Source organism: Tepidicella baoligensis, from assembly GCF_013432195.1.
GTDB classification, from domain to species: Bacteria; Pseudomonadota; Gammaproteobacteria; order Burkholderiales; family Burkholderiaceae_C; genus Tepidicella; species Tepidicella baoligensis.
The window spans coordinates 63,990-79,998 of sequence record NZ_JACCDB010000004.1 but is presented as its reverse complement, the minus strand read 5'-3'; the positions used below and the strand labels follow the sequence as shown (position 1 = coordinate 79,998).

Annotated in this window: 15 protein-coding genes; 9 read left to right on the top strand and 6 right to left on the bottom strand. The window is 65.4% G+C overall.

The features are described from left to right. The first annotated feature begins 20 nt into the window (after positions 1–20). Genes HZS63_RS06445 through HZS63_RS06435 form a run of 3 tightly spaced genes read left to right on the top strand, consistent with a single transcriptional unit; the run spans position 21 to position 2,752 of the window. On the top strand, positions 21–848 hold the full coding sequence (locus tag HZS63_RS06445) for an HDOD domain-containing protein (protein ID WP_180683235.1): 828 nt from the start codon (positions 21–23) through the stop codon (positions 846–848). 2 nt (positions 849–850) lie between these two features. Further along, positions 851–1,666, top strand: a complete 816-nt coding sequence (locus tag HZS63_RS06440) for an HDOD domain-containing protein (protein ID WP_180683234.1) — start codon at positions 851–853, stop codon at positions 1,664–1,666. Positions 1,667–1,681: 15 nt separating this feature from the next. Next, a complete protein-coding gene (locus HZS63_RS06435) occupies positions 1,682–2,752 on the top strand; it encodes a patatin-like phospholipase family protein (RefSeq protein WP_180683233.1) in 1,071 nt (356 codons plus the stop codon). A gap of 60 nt (positions 2,753–2,812) precedes the next feature. Here the strand turns inward: HZS63_RS06435 and HZS63_RS06430 are convergent, their stop codons facing one another. Next, positions 2,813–3,961: an iron-containing alcohol dehydrogenase gene (locus tag HZS63_RS06430; protein ID WP_180683232.1), complete on the bottom strand. Its 1,149-nt coding sequence runs from the start codon at positions 3,959–3,961 to the stop codon at positions 2,813–2,815. Between the two features lie 81 nt (positions 3,962–4,042). Here HZS63_RS06430 and HZS63_RS06425 point away from each other — a divergent pair, with 81 nt between their 5' ends. Continuing rightward, positions 4,043–5,026, top strand: a complete 984-nt coding sequence (locus tag HZS63_RS06425; protein WP_246316204.1) for an alpha/beta hydrolase — start codon at positions 4,043–4,045, stop codon at positions 5,024–5,026. 39 nt (positions 5,027–5,065) lie between these two features. On the opposite strand, the gene HZS63_RS14125 is transcribed toward HZS63_RS06425, so the two are convergent. Next, entirely contained in the window at positions 5,066–6,643 is a 1,578-nt protein-coding gene (locus tag HZS63_RS14125) for a methyl-accepting chemotaxis protein (protein ID WP_180683231.1), read from the bottom strand. A gap of 172 nt (positions 6,644–6,815) precedes the next feature. Between HZS63_RS14125 and HZS63_RS06415 the strand changes: the two genes are divergently transcribed. Beyond that, complete coding sequence (locus HZS63_RS06415; RefSeq protein ID WP_180683230.1) at positions 6,816–9,191, top strand: YgiQ family radical SAM protein; 2,376 nt, start codon at positions 6,816–6,818, stop codon at positions 9,189–9,191. Positions 9,192–9,200: 9 nt separating this feature from the next. Here the strand turns inward: HZS63_RS06415 and HZS63_RS06410 are convergent, their stop codons facing one another. Then, positions 9,201–10,097 carry a CoA transferase gene (locus HZS63_RS06410; protein WP_180683229.1) on the bottom strand — a complete coding sequence of 299 codons (897 nt, stop codon included), beginning with the start codon at positions 10,095–10,097 and terminating at the stop codon, positions 9,201–9,203. Between the two features lie 7 nt (positions 10,098–10,104). After that, positions 10,105–11,289: a 4-hydroxybenzoate 3-monooxygenase gene (gene pobA, locus HZS63_RS06405; RefSeq protein WP_180683228.1), complete on the bottom strand. Its 1,185-nt coding sequence runs from the start codon at positions 11,287–11,289 to the stop codon at positions 10,105–10,107. Positions 11,290–11,391: 102 nt separating this feature from the next. Here pobA and HZS63_RS06400 point away from each other — a divergent pair, with 102 nt between their 5' ends. The 3 genes from HZS63_RS06400 (at position 11,392) to HZS63_RS06390 (ending at position 14,215) form a co-directional block, all read left to right on the top strand. Continuing rightward, the gene (locus tag HZS63_RS06400; RefSeq protein WP_180683227.1) at positions 11,392–12,237 is read left to right on the top strand and encodes an IclR family transcriptional regulator domain-containing protein; all 846 of its coding nucleotides are present in this window, start codon (positions 11,392–11,394) and stop codon (positions 12,235–12,237) included. A 67-nt stretch (positions 12,238–12,304) separates the two neighbouring features. Next, entirely contained in the window at positions 12,305–13,492 is a 1,188-nt protein-coding gene (gene chrA / locus HZS63_RS06395) for a chromate efflux transporter (protein WP_180683226.1), read from the top strand. Positions 13,493–13,510: 18 nt separating this feature from the next. Next, positions 13,511–14,215 (top strand): HAD-IA family hydrolase, encoded by a 705-nt coding sequence (locus HZS63_RS06390; RefSeq protein ID WP_180683225.1) that lies wholly within the window; start codon positions 13,511–13,513, stop codon positions 14,213–14,215. An 8-nt stretch (positions 14,216–14,223) separates the two neighbouring features. On the opposite strand, the gene HZS63_RS06385 is transcribed toward HZS63_RS06390, so the two are convergent. Continuing rightward, on the bottom strand, positions 14,224–14,715 hold the full coding sequence (locus HZS63_RS06385) for an aminoacyl-tRNA deacylase (protein WP_180683224.1): 492 nt from the start codon (positions 14,713–14,715) through the stop codon (positions 14,224–14,226). A gap of 50 nt (positions 14,716–14,765) precedes the next feature. Between HZS63_RS06385 and HZS63_RS06380 the strand changes: the two genes are divergently transcribed. Further along, positions 14,766–15,011 (top strand): DUF2789 domain-containing protein, encoded by a 246-nt coding sequence (locus HZS63_RS06380; protein ID WP_180683223.1) that lies wholly within the window; start codon positions 14,766–14,768, stop codon positions 15,009–15,011. 21 nt (positions 15,012–15,032) lie between these two features. On the opposite strand, the gene HZS63_RS06375 is transcribed toward HZS63_RS06380, so the two are convergent. Then, positions 15,033–15,959 carry a tripartite tricarboxylate transporter substrate binding protein gene (locus HZS63_RS06375; protein ID WP_425505927.1) on the bottom strand — a complete coding sequence of 309 codons (927 nt, stop codon included), beginning with the start codon at positions 15,957–15,959 and terminating at the stop codon, positions 15,033–15,035. Between the last annotated feature and the right edge of the window lie 50 nt (positions 15,960–16,009).

Below are 16,009 nucleotides of genomic sequence, written 5' to 3'. Positions count from 1 at the left end.
AGCTTCGATCCAGTGCCGTCATGCAACTCGAAGAGCTCCTGGCCCAAGCCAAGGCACTGCCCAGCATTCCCCGGGTGGTCTCCGAAGTCATGGCCGAGCTGAACAAGGACGATCCCGACCCGCGCCTCATCAGCGAGGCCGTCGCGACCGATCCGGGCCTGACGGCGCGTATGCTCAAGCTGGCGAATTCGGCCTTTTTCGGGCTCACGCGGGAAATTCTCAGTGTGCAGGATGCGATCAGCGTCCTGGGCTTCCATCATGTGCGCACACTGGTGCAGGCGGTGGCGCTCAGCAGCAGTTTCAAAACGGTGCCAGGCGTGAATCTGGAACAGTTCTGGCGCTACAGCCTCAACACCGCCAAGATCTGCCGCACGCTGGCCAAAAGCCTGCGTTACAACGATGGGGCCGCCTTCACCGCCGGCTTGGTCCATGCCGTAGGTGATCTGGTGATGCACATCGGCATGCCTGAGGTTGTGGCCAAGCTCGACTGGACGGTGTCACCCCTCGACTTGAAGCGTGCCGAAGCCGAGCGCGCGGCGCTCGGTTACACCTATGCCGACGTGAGCGCTGCGTTCGCCCAGAAATGGGATTTTCCGGAAGTCATCGTCACAGCGCTCAAACACCAATTGCTGCCGTTCGAGGGTGACATCTACGAGCCCATGGCGGGGGTGGTGCACATGGCCTCCTGGCGCGCCCGGGCGCAGGAAATCCACATGGACCGTGCAGGGCTCACCGCCACCTTTCCCGACGTGGTCGCCATCCTCCTGGGGCTGGAGCTGGACATGGTGCTGGACAAAGACCCGAGCGAATGGACTTCGGCCGGTGAGTTGTCGGCGTTCATGGGGTGAACATGCAGCTCGACGAGTTGCTGCGCCAACCCCAGGCCCTGCCCGTGGTCCCCGAACTGGCGGCCCGGCTCATCGAAACGTTTGAGCAGGAACATGTTGACTTGTCCAGCATCGCGGGGGAAATCGAACATGACCCGGCGCTGGTGGCGCGGCTGCTGCAGCAGGCGAATTCCTCTTTTTTCCGACTCATCCGGCCGGTGGGTACGGTGCGCGATGCCCTGATGGTGCTCGGGCTCCACAAGGTGCGCGCCCTCGTCATCGGCGCGGCGCTGAACGACAGTTTTCATGCGGTCAGTGGCGTCAATCTCGAACGTTTCTGGCACTTCAGCTTTGCCGCAGCGAGCGTGGCCAAACTGATCTGCCTGCCACGCCGTTTGGACGAAAACGTGGCCTTTACCGCGGCGCTGCTGCACGGTGTGGGGGAGCTGGTCATGCACATCGGTATGCCCGAGACCATGCAGGCGATCGACCACAATCTCGATGTTTTCGATCTGAATCGCGGCCGTGCGGAATACCTGGCGCTGGGCTACTCTTATGCCGAAGCAGGTGGCGCCTTGGCGCAGCACTGGCGCCTGCCTCGCTTGCTGGTGGATGCGATCGCGCAACATGCGAACCCGATGGAACACGACCCGCTGGATCCGTTGGCGGCCGTGGTCCACTTGGCGAGCTGGCGAGCGCGGCTGCTGTTGTCGGGCAACCGCAGCGATGACCTGATCCACACCTATCCCGACGCCTTGGGCGAGGTGCTTGAACTCGATCCCGACCTGCTCGTGGCACCTGATGTGGCCGGGCTCGACGCTTTGGGTGGCGGGTGGTAGCGGGTGGTCCACGGTATGCAGGCATTGCGCATCTACGCGGGCCCCGAAGCTTGGGCGCATATCCGTTCCGAGGGGTTGCAGCCCTCGCATGTGGGGGTGGTGGCCGGCGCTGCCGGTGGCCCCAAGGGGCTCATTCTCGGACCGCTGGACCGGCTGATTTTTGGTGAATGGCTCGCCAGAGAAGCTCATCCAGTGGACTTGGTCGGGGCTTCTATCGGGGCATGGCGCATGGCCACGGCCTGCCTGAACGACCCGGTACAGGCCTTCCTGCGGCTGGAGCGCGACTACATCGGGCAGGATTACGAAGTCCCTCCCGGGCGCAAGCGCCCCAGCGCGCGGCATGTGAGTGAGCGGTTCGGGGAGAGCCTGCAGGCTTTTTACGGGGGGCGGATTCGTGAGGTGCTGGAACATCCCCGCTACCGGGTGCACATCGTCACCTCTCGCGGACGGCATGTGCTGGCTCGGGAAGGCGGGTGGCGCACACCAGCCGGCTATCTGGGTGCCTACCTCACGAACGCGTTGCACCGGCGAGCGATGGGGGCCTGGCTGGAGCGTGTGGTGTTCAGCACGCGGGCGACGCCCTTACCGTTTGCCACGCACGACTACCGCACGCGCCAGGTGTGGCTGGACGAAGCGAACTTCATGCCCGCTCTGCAGGCGAGTTGCTCGATCCCGTTCCTGCTGGAAGCGGTGCACGATATTGCAGGCGCGCCGCGTGGCGCGTACTGGGATGGCGGCATCACCGATTACCACCTGCATCTGGCCTACCGGCCTGAACGCGGGTTGGTGCTGTACCCGCACTTCCAGCGTCAAGTGGTGCCCGGGTGGCTGGACAAGGCGTGGAAATGGCGTCACCGGGCCACGTCCTTCCTGGACCATGTTCTGGTGCTGGCACCCGATCCGGCCTGGGTGAGCCGCCTGCCCAATGGCAAGCTGCCGGACCGGGCGGACTTTCCCCGCTATGGTGCCGACTTGCCGGCCCGCATGCGGGCCTGGGGAGCTGCCGTGGCGGCCAGCCAGCAACTGGCCGACGAATTCGCGCAGTGGCTGCAGCGGCCCGATCCTTCGGTGATCCTGCCCCTGTGAAATCATTCAGGGTGCAGTGGGCTCTTCTCCCCCTCTGCCTTGTACCCCCTGGGCCACGCATCACAGGGCGGCTTGCAACATGCGCCGGTAGTCGTCCGCGCTGGCCAGCCTTGGATTGGTTTTGTGGCAGTGATCGGCCAGTGCGCCTTCGATCACCCGGTCGAACAGGGCCTCGGTGACGCCCAGGGCGGCGAGGCCGTTGGGCAGACCCAGGCGGGCGTTCATGTCGCGGATGGCCAGTCCCAGATCGGCCGCACTGCCCAAGCCCATGGCGCGCACCATGCGCTCCAGCCGGCGCTCTTTCCGCACCGACTCAGCCTCCGCATTGAAGGCGATCACCTCGGGTAGGAAGAGGGCGTTGAGGGTGCCATGGTGCAGGCGCGGGTTCACCCCACCCAGGCTGTGGCTGAGCGAATGCACGCACCCCAGCCCTTTCTGGAAGGCTAGGGCGCCTTGCATGCTGGCGCTCATCATCTGCAGCCGGGCCTCGCGGTCGTTGCCGTTTCGGGTGGCGCGTTCGATGTGCGACCAGCCGCGCTCCAAGCCGTCCAGCGCGATGCCGTCGGCGGGTGGGTTGAAGGGGGCAGCCATGAAGGTTTCCATGCAGTGCGCGATGGCGTCCATGCCGGTGGCGGCGGTGAGCAGTGGCGGCAGGCCCAGGGTGAGTTCGGGGTCGAGCAGGGCGGTCTTGGGCAGGATGTGCCAGCTGTGGAAGCCCAGTTTGCGTCCGTCGTCCACGATGACGATGGCGCCGCGAGCCACCTCGCTGCCGGTGCCTGCAGTGGTGGGAATGGCGATGAGCGGCGGCACGCGATCGGTGATCTTGGGCGAGCCGCCTTCGATGGTGGCATAGGTCTTGAGCGGGCCGGGGTGGGCCACGGCAATGGCCACGCCCTTGGCGCAGTCGATGGCGCTGCCGCCGCCCAACGCCACCAGGCCGTCGCAACCGTGGGCTTCGAAAATCGCCTGGGCCGCACGCACAGCCGCCTCGGTGGGATTGGAGGGTGTCTGGTCGAACACCGCATGGGGCAGGGCGCTGGTGCTTGTACCCAGGGCTGCCACGGTCCGATCCAGCAGCCCGGCGGCTTTCACGCCGGGGTCGGTCACGATCAGCGGCTTGCGCATGCCGGTGCGCTCGCATTCGCTGGCCAACAGCTTCAAGGCACCGCATTCGATCTGGATGTTCGTCAGGTAGAGGATCTGTGACACGCTTGTCTCCGTCGTGGTTTTTGCCAAGCAATATAGCGCCTACGGCTTGGACACGATGGAGCGGATGTGACAATGCGGTCCATGCGTGCCCATGCCAACCCCCGTTCCCTGTTGACCCCTGCCATGCGCGGTGTGATCGACCGCATGGCCCGTGCCGGCCGCCCGCCCATGCATGCCCTGTCGCCCCAGCAAGCCCGCGCGTTCTACGAGGTCGGCTCCGGCGTGCTGGACATTCCGCCTCACAAGATGGCGCGGGTGGAGGCGTTGCGAATTCCCACACGCGACGGTGCCGAACTGCCCGCTGAACTGGTGGTGCCACACCTCAAAGGGGTTGATGACGCACAGATGCACGCGCCGTGGCCGGTGCTGCTGTACCTGCATGGCGGCGGCTTCACCGTGGGCAGCGTGGCCACCCACGCCAGCCTTTGCCGACACCTCGCCCATCTGGCGCATTGCGCGGTGCTGTCGTTGGACTATCGGTTGGCACCGGAGCACAAATTCCCCACCGCCGTGAACGATGCCTGGGATGCCCTGCAATGGCTGCACACCCAGGCCCCTGCGCTCGGGCTGGATGCGGCACGCATCGCCATCGGGGGCGACAGCGCCGGGGGCACGCTCAGCATCGTGACGGCTCTGCAAGCCCGCGATGCCGGTCTGTCCTTGCGGCTGCAATTGCTGTTCTACCCCGGCTGCGCCGCGCACCAGGACACCCCCTCCCACAAAACCTATGCCCACGGCTTTGTGCTAGAGGAGGCCAGCATCACCTGGTTCTTCAACCAGTACGTCAACACCCCCGCCGATCGGGACGATTGGCGCTTTTCCCCGTTGAACGCTCCCGACCTGGATGGCGCGGCCCCGGTGTGGATGGGCTTGGCGGAATGCGACCCGCTGGTGGACGAGGGCGTGATGATGGCCGACCGCTTCCGCATGGCCGGGGTGCCAGTGGACCTGGAGATCTACCGCGGTGTGACGCACGAGTTCATCAAGATGGGCCGGGCCATTCCCGAGGCACTGCAAGCGCATCAGGACGCGGCGCGGGCGCTGCGTCAGGCGTTCGGAGACTGATGCCCCGGACGGCGTGCGAAGCTGGGGGGGGTGGGTTCTTCAGCCTCGCACAGCCAGCGCGACCGCCGATGACATGTTCTGGGACCCGATGGCCAGTTTGAACACCGACACCGTGCGAACCAGGGCCGCCGCCTGTTGCTTGAGGGCATCGGCAGCGGCGGCCATTTCTTCCACCAGGGCGGCGTTCTGCTGGGTCGTCTGATCCAGTTCGCTCACGGCCTGGCCAATCTGTGCCACGCCGTCGCTCTGTTCCCGGCTGGCAGCGGTGATGTCGGCCATCACCCTGGACACCTTGGCAATGGAGTCCACCACCCGGATCATGGTGTCGCCGGCCAGTGTGGCCTGTTGGTTGCCGGTTTCCACGCGCTGCAGGCTGTCGTTGATGAGTTGCTTGATTTCCTTGGCGGCTTCGGCGCTGCGGCCGGCCAGGCTGCGCACCTCGGAGGCCACCACGGCAAACCCGCGGCCAGCCTCTCCAGCCCGGGCCGCTTCCACGGCGGCGTTCAGGGCCAGGATGTTGGTCTGGAAGGCAATGCCGTCAATCACACCGATGATGTCGCCGATACGCCGAGAACTTTGCGTGATCCCCTGCATGGTCTGTACCAGCTCGTTCACAACCTGTCCGCCTTCGGAGGCCACCTGGCTGGCTTCGGTGGCCAGGGTGTTGGCCGTCTGCGCGTTGTCGGCGTTCTGGCTCACCGTGGCGCTGAGCTGCTCCATGGAGGCAGCCGTCTCCTCCAGCGATCCGGCCTGCGATTCGGTGCGTGCGCCCAGGTCCTGGTTGCCACTGGCGATCTGTTGGCTGGTGTTGGAAAGGTTGTCGGCCGATTGCCGGACCTCCTGGACGATGGCGGTGAGTGCCCCCTGCATGTCGCGCATGGCTTCACGGAGCTGGGCGATTTCGTCGCGGCCTTGTACCTCCACCGGGGTGGTCAGATCACCTTCAGCTACGCGGCGCGCCAGCGTCAGGGTTGCATCGAGTGGCCTGACCATGGAGCGGGAGGTGTACACGGCAAAAACGAGACCTCCAATGGCGGCGAGCAACAGCACGATGACGGCGGTCCAGAGCGTCAGGCGGGCCATGTTGGCGGCTTGTGTGGTGACCGCCTGGTTGTATTCGGCAACGGCCATACGCAGTTCACGCAACATCTGTGCAGGCTGCCGATCTTGACCCGCCACAGCCTGGTCTCCGGCGCGGTGGTCGAACAGCGAGGCTTCGAACGAAGCATAGCCGCGTCGGTAACCCGTGGCCATGGCGGTATGAGCGTCCAGAAAGCGCTGGCCGATGTCCTGAATGCGCTCGTTGTCTGGCATGGAGGCCATGATCTGGCGTACCTGCTCGGCCACCGCGGCCTCTTCCTGCTGAAAGGCGTTCCAATAGCGTTCGAGATCATCGGCCGCATACCCGCGCAACAACAGGTTTTTCCATTCCTGCACCTGGGTCCGGAACCGCAGCTCGGTCTCCACGACTTGGCGCTCTACTTGGGCTATTTCCTCGACATCGGTCTGGAAGAAAGCGATGACTCGGCTGAGTTGGAACATGCCGACTGCGGAGGCCAGCAGCATCACCAGCATCAGCGCGCCGAACGACAAAGGCAATTTGTAACGCAGTTTCATGCAACCGTTTTGAAAGAAACGACAGAAGACAAGCAAGCAGCGACACAGTCGCAGACGACCAGTGTGTCACACGCAGTGGAATTTTTGATGACAGCCACCCCTGCGATGCAGCTCCCCGGGAGTTGTGGGGTTGCCCCCTTTGCCGGGATAATTGCCTGTTGACTGCCCGATCATGAACGCCCCCATCGACGTCTCCTTCTTCCCGCGTGCCGCCAAACCGTTGACCAGTTACAAGCCGTACTGGGCTAAACGCTTCGGGAACGCCCCCTTCCTGCCCATGAGCCGCGCCGAGATGGACCAGCTCGGCTGGGACAGTTGTGACGTGATTCTGGTGACGGGCGACGCCTACGTGGACCACCCCAGCTTTGGCATGGCGGTGGTGGGCAGGGTGCTGGAGGCGCAGGGCTTCCGCGTGGGCATCATTGCCCAGCCGGATTGGCACAGTGCCGAACCGTTCAAGGTGCTGGGCAAGCCGAACCTGTTCTGGGGCGTGACGGCGGGCAACATGGACTCCATGATCAACCGCTACACGGCCGACCGGAAAATCCGTTCCGACGACGCCTACACGCCGGGGGATGTGGGCGGCAAGCGTCCGGACCGCGCGGCCATCGTGTACAGCCAGCGCTGCCGCGAGGCGTACAAGGACGTGCCCATCGTGCTGGGCGGCATCGAAGGCTCGCTGCGCCGTATCGCCCATTACGACTATTGGAGCGAGACCGTGCGCCGCTCGATCGTGCTCGACAGCAAGTGCGACATCCTGCTCTACGGCAACGCCGAGCGTGCGCTGGTGGAGGTCGCACACCGGCTGGCCAAGCGTGAGCCGATCGAACAAATCACCGACGTGCGCGGCACCGCCTTCGTGCGCCGCAGCACGCCCGAAGGCTGGTTCGAGATCGATTCCACCGAGGTGGACCAGCCGGGCCGTGTGGATGCGCACATCAACCCCTACCTGATGGTGTCCGAGCAGGCCAAGGCCCAGGGACAGACCTGTGCCCGCGAGGAAGAAGCCCGAGCCGATGCCGACGCAGCCAACGCCGTGCTCGAAGCCGCAGGCGGGACTGCCGTCGGCCACAAGGCGCAGGCGGCGGCGGTGCAACCGCTGCGCTTCGTGGCCAACCCGGCCCTGCCCTCCAAAGGCAAGCCGCCGCGCGAGCGCACCGTCATTCGCCTGCCCAGTTACGAGCAAGTGAAGGCCGATCCGGTGCTGTATGCCCATGCCAACCGCGTGCTGCACCTGGAAACCAACCCCGGCAACGCGCGGGCGCTCGTGCAGGCGCACGGCAGCGGCTCGTCGGCGCGGGATGTGTGGATCAACCCGCCCCCGATTCCGTTGACCACCGCCGAGATGGACTGGGTGTTCGGTCTGCCTTACGCCCGCAGCCCGCACCCCGCTTACGCCGACGAGAACGGCCGCCACGACGGCCCCACCAAGATCCCGGCCTGGGAGATGATCCGCTTCAGCGTCAACATCATGCGCGGCTGCTTCGGGGGCTGTACCTTCTGTTCCATCACCGAACACGAAGGCCGCATCATCCAGAGCCGGTCCGAAGAGTCCATCATCCGAGAGGTGGAAGACATTCGCGACAAGGTGGCCGGTTTCACCGGCGTCATTTCCGACCTGGGCGGCCCGACCGCCAACATGTACCGCCTGGGCTGCAAAAGCCCAGAGATCGAGGCCGCCTGCCGCAAGCCGAGCTGCGTCTATCCCGGCATCTGCTCCAACCTCACCACCAACCATCGCCCGCTCATCAACATCTACCGACGTGCCCGCAGCTTGAAGGGCATCAAGAAAGTCCTGATCGGTTCCGGCCTGCGCTACGACCTGGCCGTGAAAAGCCCCGAGTACGTGAAGGAGCTGGTGCAGCACCATGTGGGTGGCTACCTGAAGATCGCGCCCGAACACACCGAACCCGGCCCGCTGTCCAAGATGATGAAGCCCGGCATCGGCAGCTACGACCGCTTCAAGCAGATGTTCGAGAAGTACAGCGAAGAAGCAGGCAAGAAACAGTTCCTCATTCCGTACTTCATCGCCGCCCATCCCGGCACCAGCGACGAGGACATGATGAACCTGGCCATCTGGCTCAAGCGCAACGGTTTCCGTGCCGACCAGGTGCAGACCTTCTACCCCAGCCCCATGGCCACGGCCACGGCCATGTACCACACTGGGTTGAACCCGCTCAAGGGCATACACCGCGACGAACGGGCCGAAACGGTGGACATCGTCAAGGGCGAGAAGCGCCGCCGCTTGCACAAGGCCTTCCTGCGCTACCACGACCCGAACAACTGGCCCCTGCTGCGCGAGGCCTTGAAGCGCATGGGCCGCGCCGACCTGATCGGTAACGGCAAGCAGCACCTGATTCCGACCTTCCAGCCCGTGACGGACGGCGCTTACCAAAGCCCGCGGCGAAAGAATTCCACCCCTGGGGGTCAAGCCGCCTCCACCGCTTCGGTGCGAGAAGGCCGGATCCTGACGCAGCACACTGGCCTGCCACCCCGTGGTCAGGGCAGCGGTTCCAGCCCTCGGTATCGCCGATCCACGGGCCGCTGAAACCCCAGGTCAGTTCGCCGGCAGGGTGTGCAAGGGGAGGTCGTGCTCGGTGGCGAGCTTGTCCAGTTGCCGCCGCGTCTTGCTGCGCAGGTAGGCCGCGATGGCCTCGTGGGTGTCCGCGTCGAACATGCCGGCCAAGCTGCGCGGGGTCAGGCCCGCCACGGTGCACAGGGCTCGGGCGAAGTGGGGCTCCAGCGCGGCCACGGCCACCCGCCCGTCCTTGCACGGATAGACCCGATACCCCGCGTGCCCGCCTCCCACGGCGGCGCCCGGCACCGTCAGCCCCCAGTGGCGAGGCAAGGCCAGCCAATCGGCGGCTTCCGACAGAGCCACCTCTTGGAAGCAGCCTTTTCCACTGTGTTGACGGTGCAGCATGGCCCGCAGCACGGCTTCCGATGCCAGCAGGGCGCCACCCATGTCGGCAAACAGGGTGGGTGGGGTGTTCAGGCCATCGACCAAGCCGGCCTCGGCGAGGTAGGTGAGGTCGTGCCCGGGCTCGTCCGCCCGCTCGCCGGGGCTGCCGACGATGGCCACCATGCACAAGGCCGGGTAGGTTCGGCGCAGGGCTGGCCAGTCGAGTCCGAGCTTGCGCAGCGCCGAGGGGCGAAAGGAGGTGAGCAGCACATCGCTGCTCGCCAGAGTCCGGTGCAGCTTGCGCTGGCCGGTCGGGGACTTGAGGTCGGCTTCGATGCGCCGAATGCCCGTGTGCATCTCGTCGTAAGCCTTGCGGCTGTACTGGGCCATCGGGTCGCTGCTGTCCAAGCCTTGCGGTGCAGGGGCTTCGAGCTTGGTGCAGCGGGCGCCCATGGCCCGCAGGCGCATCAGCGCCGCCGGGCCTGGGAGGTTGAGGGCGAGGCTGAGCACGCGCACGCCCCGCAGGGGTTGGAGGGGTTTCATGCCCCTCATCATAAGGTCAGGAACCGAAGTCCAGTGGCAGGCCCACGTAGTTCTCGGCGATCGTGCGCAGGCCCGCTTCGGAGTGCATGAGGTAGTCCAGCTCGGCGTGTTGCAGTTTGGCGTGGATGGCGCCCTCATTGGGGAACTGGTGCATGATGGAAGTGAACCACCAGCTGAAACGCTCGGCGCGCCAGATGCGCTTGAGGCAGCGTTCGGAATAGCTGTCGATGCCTGCTTCGGTCTTGTCCTGGTAGAACTCCACGAAGGCGTTGGAGAGGTACTTCACGTCGGTGGCGGCCAGGTTCAGGCCTTTGGCGCCGGTCGGGGGCACGATGTGGCCGGCATCGCCCGCCAGGAACAGTCGGCCAAAGCGCAGTGGCTCGGTGACGAAGCTGCGCAGCGGCGCGATGCTCTTTTCCAGCGACGGGCCCGTCACCAGCTTGTCGGCGGCTTCCGGGTCCAGACGCAACTTCAGTTCGGCCCAGAAGGCGTCGTCGCTCCACTGTTCCACCTTGTCGGTCAGCGGCACCTGCAGGTAGTAGCGGCTGCGGGTGTGGCTGCGTTGCGAACACAAAGCAAACCCCCGTTCGCTGTTCACATAAATCAGTTCATGGTGCACGGGCGGGGTGTCCGACAGCAGGCCCAGCCAGCCGAAGGGGTAGACCTTCTCGAATTCCTGAATGGCGTTGCGCGGCACGCTGGCCCGGCACACCCCATGGAAGCCGTCACAGCCTGCAATGAAGTCGCACTCGATGGTGTGGCTCTGGCCATTTTTCTCATAGGTCACGCGGGGCCGGGTGCTGTCGAAGTCGTGGATCTGCACGTTGGTGGCTTCGTACACTGTGGGCAGGCCGGCGGCTTGACGCGCATCCATCAGGTCACGGGTGACTTCGGTCTGGCCATACACCATCACCTTCTTGCCGCCCGTGAGTTTTTCTAGGTCGATCCGGTGACGCTTGCCGTCGAACAGCATGTCGAATCCGGTGTGTACCAGGCCCTCCCGGTGCATGCGGTCGCCGACGCCGGCTTCGTCCAGCAAGTCTGTGGCCACCTGCTCCAGCACACCGGCTCGGATACGGCCGAGCACGTATTGCGCCGTCTGGCGCTCCAGGATGACGGCGTCGATCCCCGCTTTGTAAAGCAACTGGCCGAGCAGCAGGCCGGAAGGGCCGGCGCCGATGATGGCAACTTGGGTGCGCATGATGATGTCTCCATTGATGACAGTGCTGCCATGCTAGGCAGGGCCAAGCGGTTTGGGGGGCGTGCAGCAGCGCTTTTGCGCGATGTGTGAAACAATTGCGCGATGAGCGCGCAAAACTTCGTCATCGCCAAGGCCGACTTCATCGAGAGCATGGCCAAAGGGATGGCGGTGCTGGAAAGTTTCGATACCGAGCGTCAGCGCCTCAACGCCACGCTGGCGGCGCAGCGAGCCGGGATCACCCGGGCTGCAGCCCGACGCCATTTGCTCACGCTCGCGCATCTGGGTTATCTGGAAACCGATGGCAGTTACTTCTGGTTGTCGTCCAAGGTGCTGCGTTTTTCCGGCAGCTATCTGGCCAGCGCCCGACTGCCCAGGACGGTGCAGCCCGTGCTCAATCGGCTGGCCGCTTACACGGGGGATTCTTTCTCTGTGGCCGTGCTGGAGGGCGATTCGGTCGTGATCGTGGCGCGCAGCGTACTTGCAGCGAAGGACGGCTCCCGCAACGACTGGCTGGAATCCTCACTGGGTAACCCGCTTCGCCCGTCACAGGATGTGCGCTGGACGGCGCATGGCCTGCATCTGGGGGCGCGTTTGCCCGCGCATGCAACCTCCACCGGGCGGGTGTTGCTCGCCAGCCTCCCAACGGCTGAATTGACGGCATGGCTCAAGGGGCGGTTGCTGTCCCGGCTGACGCCTTATACCGTGATCGAGCACAAGGGATTGCGGCGCATTCTGTCGCAGGTGCGCCGGCAGGACTGGTGCCTGGCCAGCGAGGAGCACGAGCTGGGGGTGCATGCCGTCGCGGTTCCTCTCAGAAACATGGCTGGTCGTACGGTGGCTGCGCTCAACGCCGTGGTCTCTACGGCCAGGCTTCAGTCAGGGGCGGTCCAGGCCGAGCTGTTGCCCCTGCTCCAGAACGCCGCCCTGGAGTGCCGGCCGGCGCTTTAGGGTTGACTGGCAGGCGCATGATGTTGGGCCGGGATGGCAGGGCGTGGTGATCCATTAGGATGGAGGCATGTCACCTGAACCAACCTCCGCCTGGACTGTGTTTTGGGCGTTCTTGCGTCTGGGCCTGACCTCTTTTGGTGGGCCGGTGGCGCACTTGGCCTATTTTCGCGAGGAATTTGTCAACCGCCGGCGCTGGATGAGTGAAAGAGCCTATGCCGACGTGGTGGCGCTATGCCAGTTTCTGCCCGGGCCAGCCAGCAGCCAGGTGGGCATGGCGTTGGGGCTCAACCAGGCGGGTTATCGGGGTGCCTTGGCCGCATGGCTGGGGTTCACGTTGCCTTCGGCGCTGTTGCTGATCCTGTTTGCGCTCGGTTTGGGGGCGATGGATGAGGTCATCTCTGGTGGCGCCTTGCAGGGGTTGAAGGTGGCCGCGGTGGCGGTGGTGGCCCAGGCGGTTTGGGGCATGGCACGCCAGTTGTGCCCCGATGCCCAGCGTGTGACCTTCATGGCGCTGACGGCTGCCGTGGTGCTGCTCGTGCCCACAGCTTGGGTGCAGGTGGGCTGCTTGCTGCTGGCCGGCGTGGCCGGTGTGTGGTGGCTGCCGGCAGGCCAGGTGGGCGATCACGAACCGTTGCCGCAGCGGGTGGGGCGCCGTGCGGGTGCGCTGTGGCTGGTATTGTTCTTCGGGGGGTTGTTGGGCCTGCCGTTGTTGGCGTTTAGCCTGTCATCCCCTGCCTTGCAGATGGCAGATGCCTTCTACCGTGCCGGGTCGCTGGTGTTTGGCGGCGGGCACGTGGTGTTGCCGCTGCTGCAGGCGGAGCTGGTGCCCACAGGTTGGGTGAACAACGATGTATTCCTGGCTGGTTACGGTGCGGCGCAGGCGGTACCGGGGCCGCTGTTCACCTTTGCGGCGTTTTTGGGGGCGTCGTCGTTGCAGGGGCCTACGGGCTGGTGGGGTGGTGCGCTGGCGCTGGTGGCCATTTTCCTGCCGTCTTTCCTGCTCGTGGTGGGCGCCCTGCCGTTCTGGGAGGTGTTGCGCAGCCACCCGCTGGCGCGGGCCGCGCTGGCGGGTGTGAATGCCGCCGTGGTGGGCTTGCTGCTGGCAGCGCTCTACCACCCGGTCTGGACCAGCGCCATTGTGGGCGTACACGAATTCATCCTGGCGCTGCTGGCCCTGGTGGCACTCATGTTCTGGCGCCTGCCGCCGTGGCTGGTGGTGCTGGGTTGTGCGGTGATCGGCTGGGCCGCGGCGTAAGCAGGTATAACCTCGGGCATGCCCGAATCTTCCTACCCTTTCGATCTGATCCTGTTCGATCTGGACGGCACACTCGTCGAGACGGCTGCCGAGATCGCCGATGCCGTCAACGACACATTGGCCGAGCTGGCCCTGGCGCCGCTGGAGCAACCACGCGTGGAACGCTGGATTGGCCTGGGCACGCGTGAGCTGCTGGCGCAGGCGCTGGCCTTTCGTTCGGGGGTGCCGGTGACTCAGGCGCGGGCATCCGGGGCATTCGCGGCGGTGGAGAGCCGGTTTGCCGCACACTACCTGCAACGCTGTGGTACCCGCAGTCGCCTGTACCCGAGGGTGCGCGAAACCCTGCAGGCGCTGCGCGGGATCGGTGTCAAGCTCGCGGTGCTTACCAACAAGGAAGGGCGTTACACCCAGCGCGTGCTCGACGCTCACGCCCTGGTGCCCTTGTTCGATCACGTCGTCTGTGGCGATACCTTCGCCGTGAAAAAGCCGGACCCCCGTGGTGCGCAGGATTGCATGCAGCGCTTCGGTGTGGAACCTGGGCGAACGCTCCTGGTGGGGGACTCGTCCATCGACGTGGACACGGCACGCCGCGCGGCCATGGCCGTCTGGGCGCTGCCCTATGGCTACAACATGGGCGAGCCCATCGAAGCCTGCGCACCGGACCGGGTCATCCAGGACGTTTCGTGGCTGCTCCCCGACCCACAGACCGGCAGCGTCCGTTGAGGTCCGTTTCAGAGGGGCAAGGCGCAGTCCACGGGGCGGGCACCCAGTATGTCTGTGAGCACACGGGGCTCGATTCCGATGAGGTAGCCGCGCCGCCCGCCGTTGAGCCAGATGCGGGGGAGTTCCAGCACCGTGCGTTGTACATACACTGGCATCTCGCGCCGGGTACCGAACGGCGACGTACCCCCCACCAGATAGCCGCTGTGGCGGTTGGCCACTTCGGGTTTGCAAGGCTCCACCGACTTGGCGCCGATCTGGCGCGCCAGGTTCTTGGTGGACACACTGCGGTTGCCGTGCATGAGCACCAGCAGCGGGGCTGCCTTGTCGTCCTGCATGACGAGGGTTTTCACCACGGCAAAAGGGTCCAGTCCCAGCACCTCGGCACTGTGCAGGGCGCCACCGTGTTCCAGGTACTCGTAAGGGTGTTCACTGAACACCACCCCGCGAGACTTGAGCAGGGCGGTGGCCGGGGTCTCGCTGATTCGGGAGGCTTTGGACATGGTGATGGCGATGATTGACCGCCCGGCATGGTAAGCGATAGAGTGTAGTCATGGAATCACCCTACCACCACTTAGGCGAGCTGTTTGCTCAACTGGGTCTGCCAGACGACCCGGCCAGTATCGGCCAATTCATCGAGTCACATTCACCGTTGCCGGACGACATGCCGTTGCACGAGGCACCGTTCTGGACCGAAGCCCAGCGTGCCCTGCTGCGCGAGGAATTGCTGGAAGATGCCGACTGGGCTCCGGTCATTGATCAACTCAATGTGGCCTTGCGGCGCAAGCCTCGGCCTTGAGGCTGACCGGCCGTCGCGTGATCATTTGGCTGCCAGCCCCAGGCGTTCGATCAGTTGGCGGTCTTTCTCGAAGGTGGCGATGGCCCAGGCCCGGTAGTCTTCGCTGTTGCGGTACCACACCTCCTGGTTGAGCTGCCCAAGCACCTCCAGGTGACGCGGGTCTTCCATGGCCTTCTTGAATGCGTCGTGCAGCGTGCGCACCACCGCCGGATCCATACCCTTGGGGCCGACCAGCCCGTAAGGCGACTGCGACACCACGTTGTAGCCCAGGTCCTTGGCCGTGGGCACGTCGGGCCAACGCTTGGTGCGCTGTTCGCCGAAGGTCAGGAGCAGGCGCATCTGGCCGGCATCCACGAACCGGTCCCAGCCCGTGGCGTCGCTGCCCGCGCTCACGTGGCCGCCCAGCACGGCCTGCATCAGGTCGGCATTGCCTCGGAATGGAACATGGTTCAGCTTGATACCCACCGCCGTGGCCACTTCCTCCATGAGCAAGTGCGGGCTGGTGCCGGTGCCTGTGGAGCCGTAGTCGATCTTGCCCGGTTCCCTGCGCGCGGCCTCCACATAGTCCTGGAAGGTCTTGTAAGGCGAGTCGGCCCGCACCACGAAACCGAAGGTGTAACCCGAAACGCCCAGGATGAAGCTGAAGTCGTTGATCGGGTGCCAGTTGGTGCGCTGCATGTGCGGCATGCGCAGCATGCCCAGCGGGAACTGGGCGATGGTGTAGCCGTCGGGGCGTGCCTGCAGGGCCATGGTGCCCGGGCCCAGGGTGCCGCCGGCACCCGGGCGGTTGTCCACCACGATGGGCTGCCCCAGGTGCGTGCTGGCGATTTCGGCCAGGGTGCGCAGGTGCCGGTCGGTGGAACCACCGGCGGGCCAAGGCACGATGAGCGTGATGGGCCGGCTCGGGAAGCTCTGGGCCCAGGCCTGCGGGGCGACCCATGGGGCCATCACGGCGGCGGAAGCCGCGCCCAGCACCAGGCGGCGTGAAACGGGTTTTT

What these genes read in the sequence shown, in the direction of transcription:
- HZS63_RS06425 (WP_246316204.1), top strand. Translation starts at nt 4,043, where the DNA reads ATGCGTGCCCATGCCAACCCCCGTTCCCTGTTGACCCCTGCCATGCGC.
- HZS63_RS06415 (WP_180683230.1), top strand. Translation starts at nt 6,816, where the DNA reads ATGAACGCCCCCATCGACGTCTCCTTCTTCCCGCGTGCCGCCAAACCG.
- HZS63_RS06445 (WP_180683235.1), top strand. Translation starts at nt 21, where the DNA reads ATGCAACTCGAAGAGCTCCTGGCCCAAGCCAAGGCACTGCCCAGCATT.
- HZS63_RS06375 (WP_425505927.1), bottom strand. Translation starts at nt 15,959, where the DNA reads ATGGCCCCATGGGTCGCCCCGCAGGCCTGGGCCCAGAGCTTCCCGAGC.
- HZS63_RS06440 (WP_180683234.1), top strand. Translation starts at nt 851, where the DNA reads ATGCAGCTCGACGAGTTGCTGCGCCAACCCCAGGCCCTGCCCGTGGTC.
- chrA (WP_180683226.1), top strand. Translation starts at nt 12,305, where the DNA reads ATGTCACCTGAACCAACCTCCGCCTGGACTGTGTTTTGGGCGTTCTTG.
- HZS63_RS06400 (WP_180683227.1), top strand. Translation starts at nt 11,392, where the DNA reads ATGAGCGCGCAAAACTTCGTCATCGCCAAGGCCGACTTCATCGAGAGC.
- HZS63_RS14125 (WP_180683231.1), bottom strand. Translation starts at nt 6,643, where the DNA reads ATGAAACTGCGTTACAAATTGCCTTTGTCGTTCGGCGCGCTGATGCTG.
- HZS63_RS06390 (WP_180683225.1), top strand. Translation starts at nt 13,511, where the DNA reads ATGCCCGAATCTTCCTACCCTTTCGATCTGATCCTGTTCGATCTGGAC.
- HZS63_RS06410 (WP_180683229.1), bottom strand. Translation starts at nt 10,097, where the DNA reads ATGAGGGGCATGAAACCCCTCCAACCCCTGCGGGGCGTGCGCGTGCTC.
- pobA (WP_180683228.1), bottom strand. Translation starts at nt 11,289, where the DNA reads ATGCGCACCCAAGTTGCCATCATCGGCGCCGGCCCTTCCGGCCTGCTG.
- HZS63_RS06380 (WP_180683223.1), top strand. Translation starts at nt 14,766, where the DNA reads ATGGAATCACCCTACCACCACTTAGGCGAGCTGTTTGCTCAACTGGGT.
- HZS63_RS06435 (WP_180683233.1), top strand. Translation starts at nt 1,682, where the DNA reads ATGCAGGCATTGCGCATCTACGCGGGCCCCGAAGCTTGGGCGCATATC.
- HZS63_RS06385 (WP_180683224.1), bottom strand. Translation starts at nt 14,715, where the DNA reads ATGTCCAAAGCCTCCCGAATCAGCGAGACCCCGGCCACCGCCCTGCTC.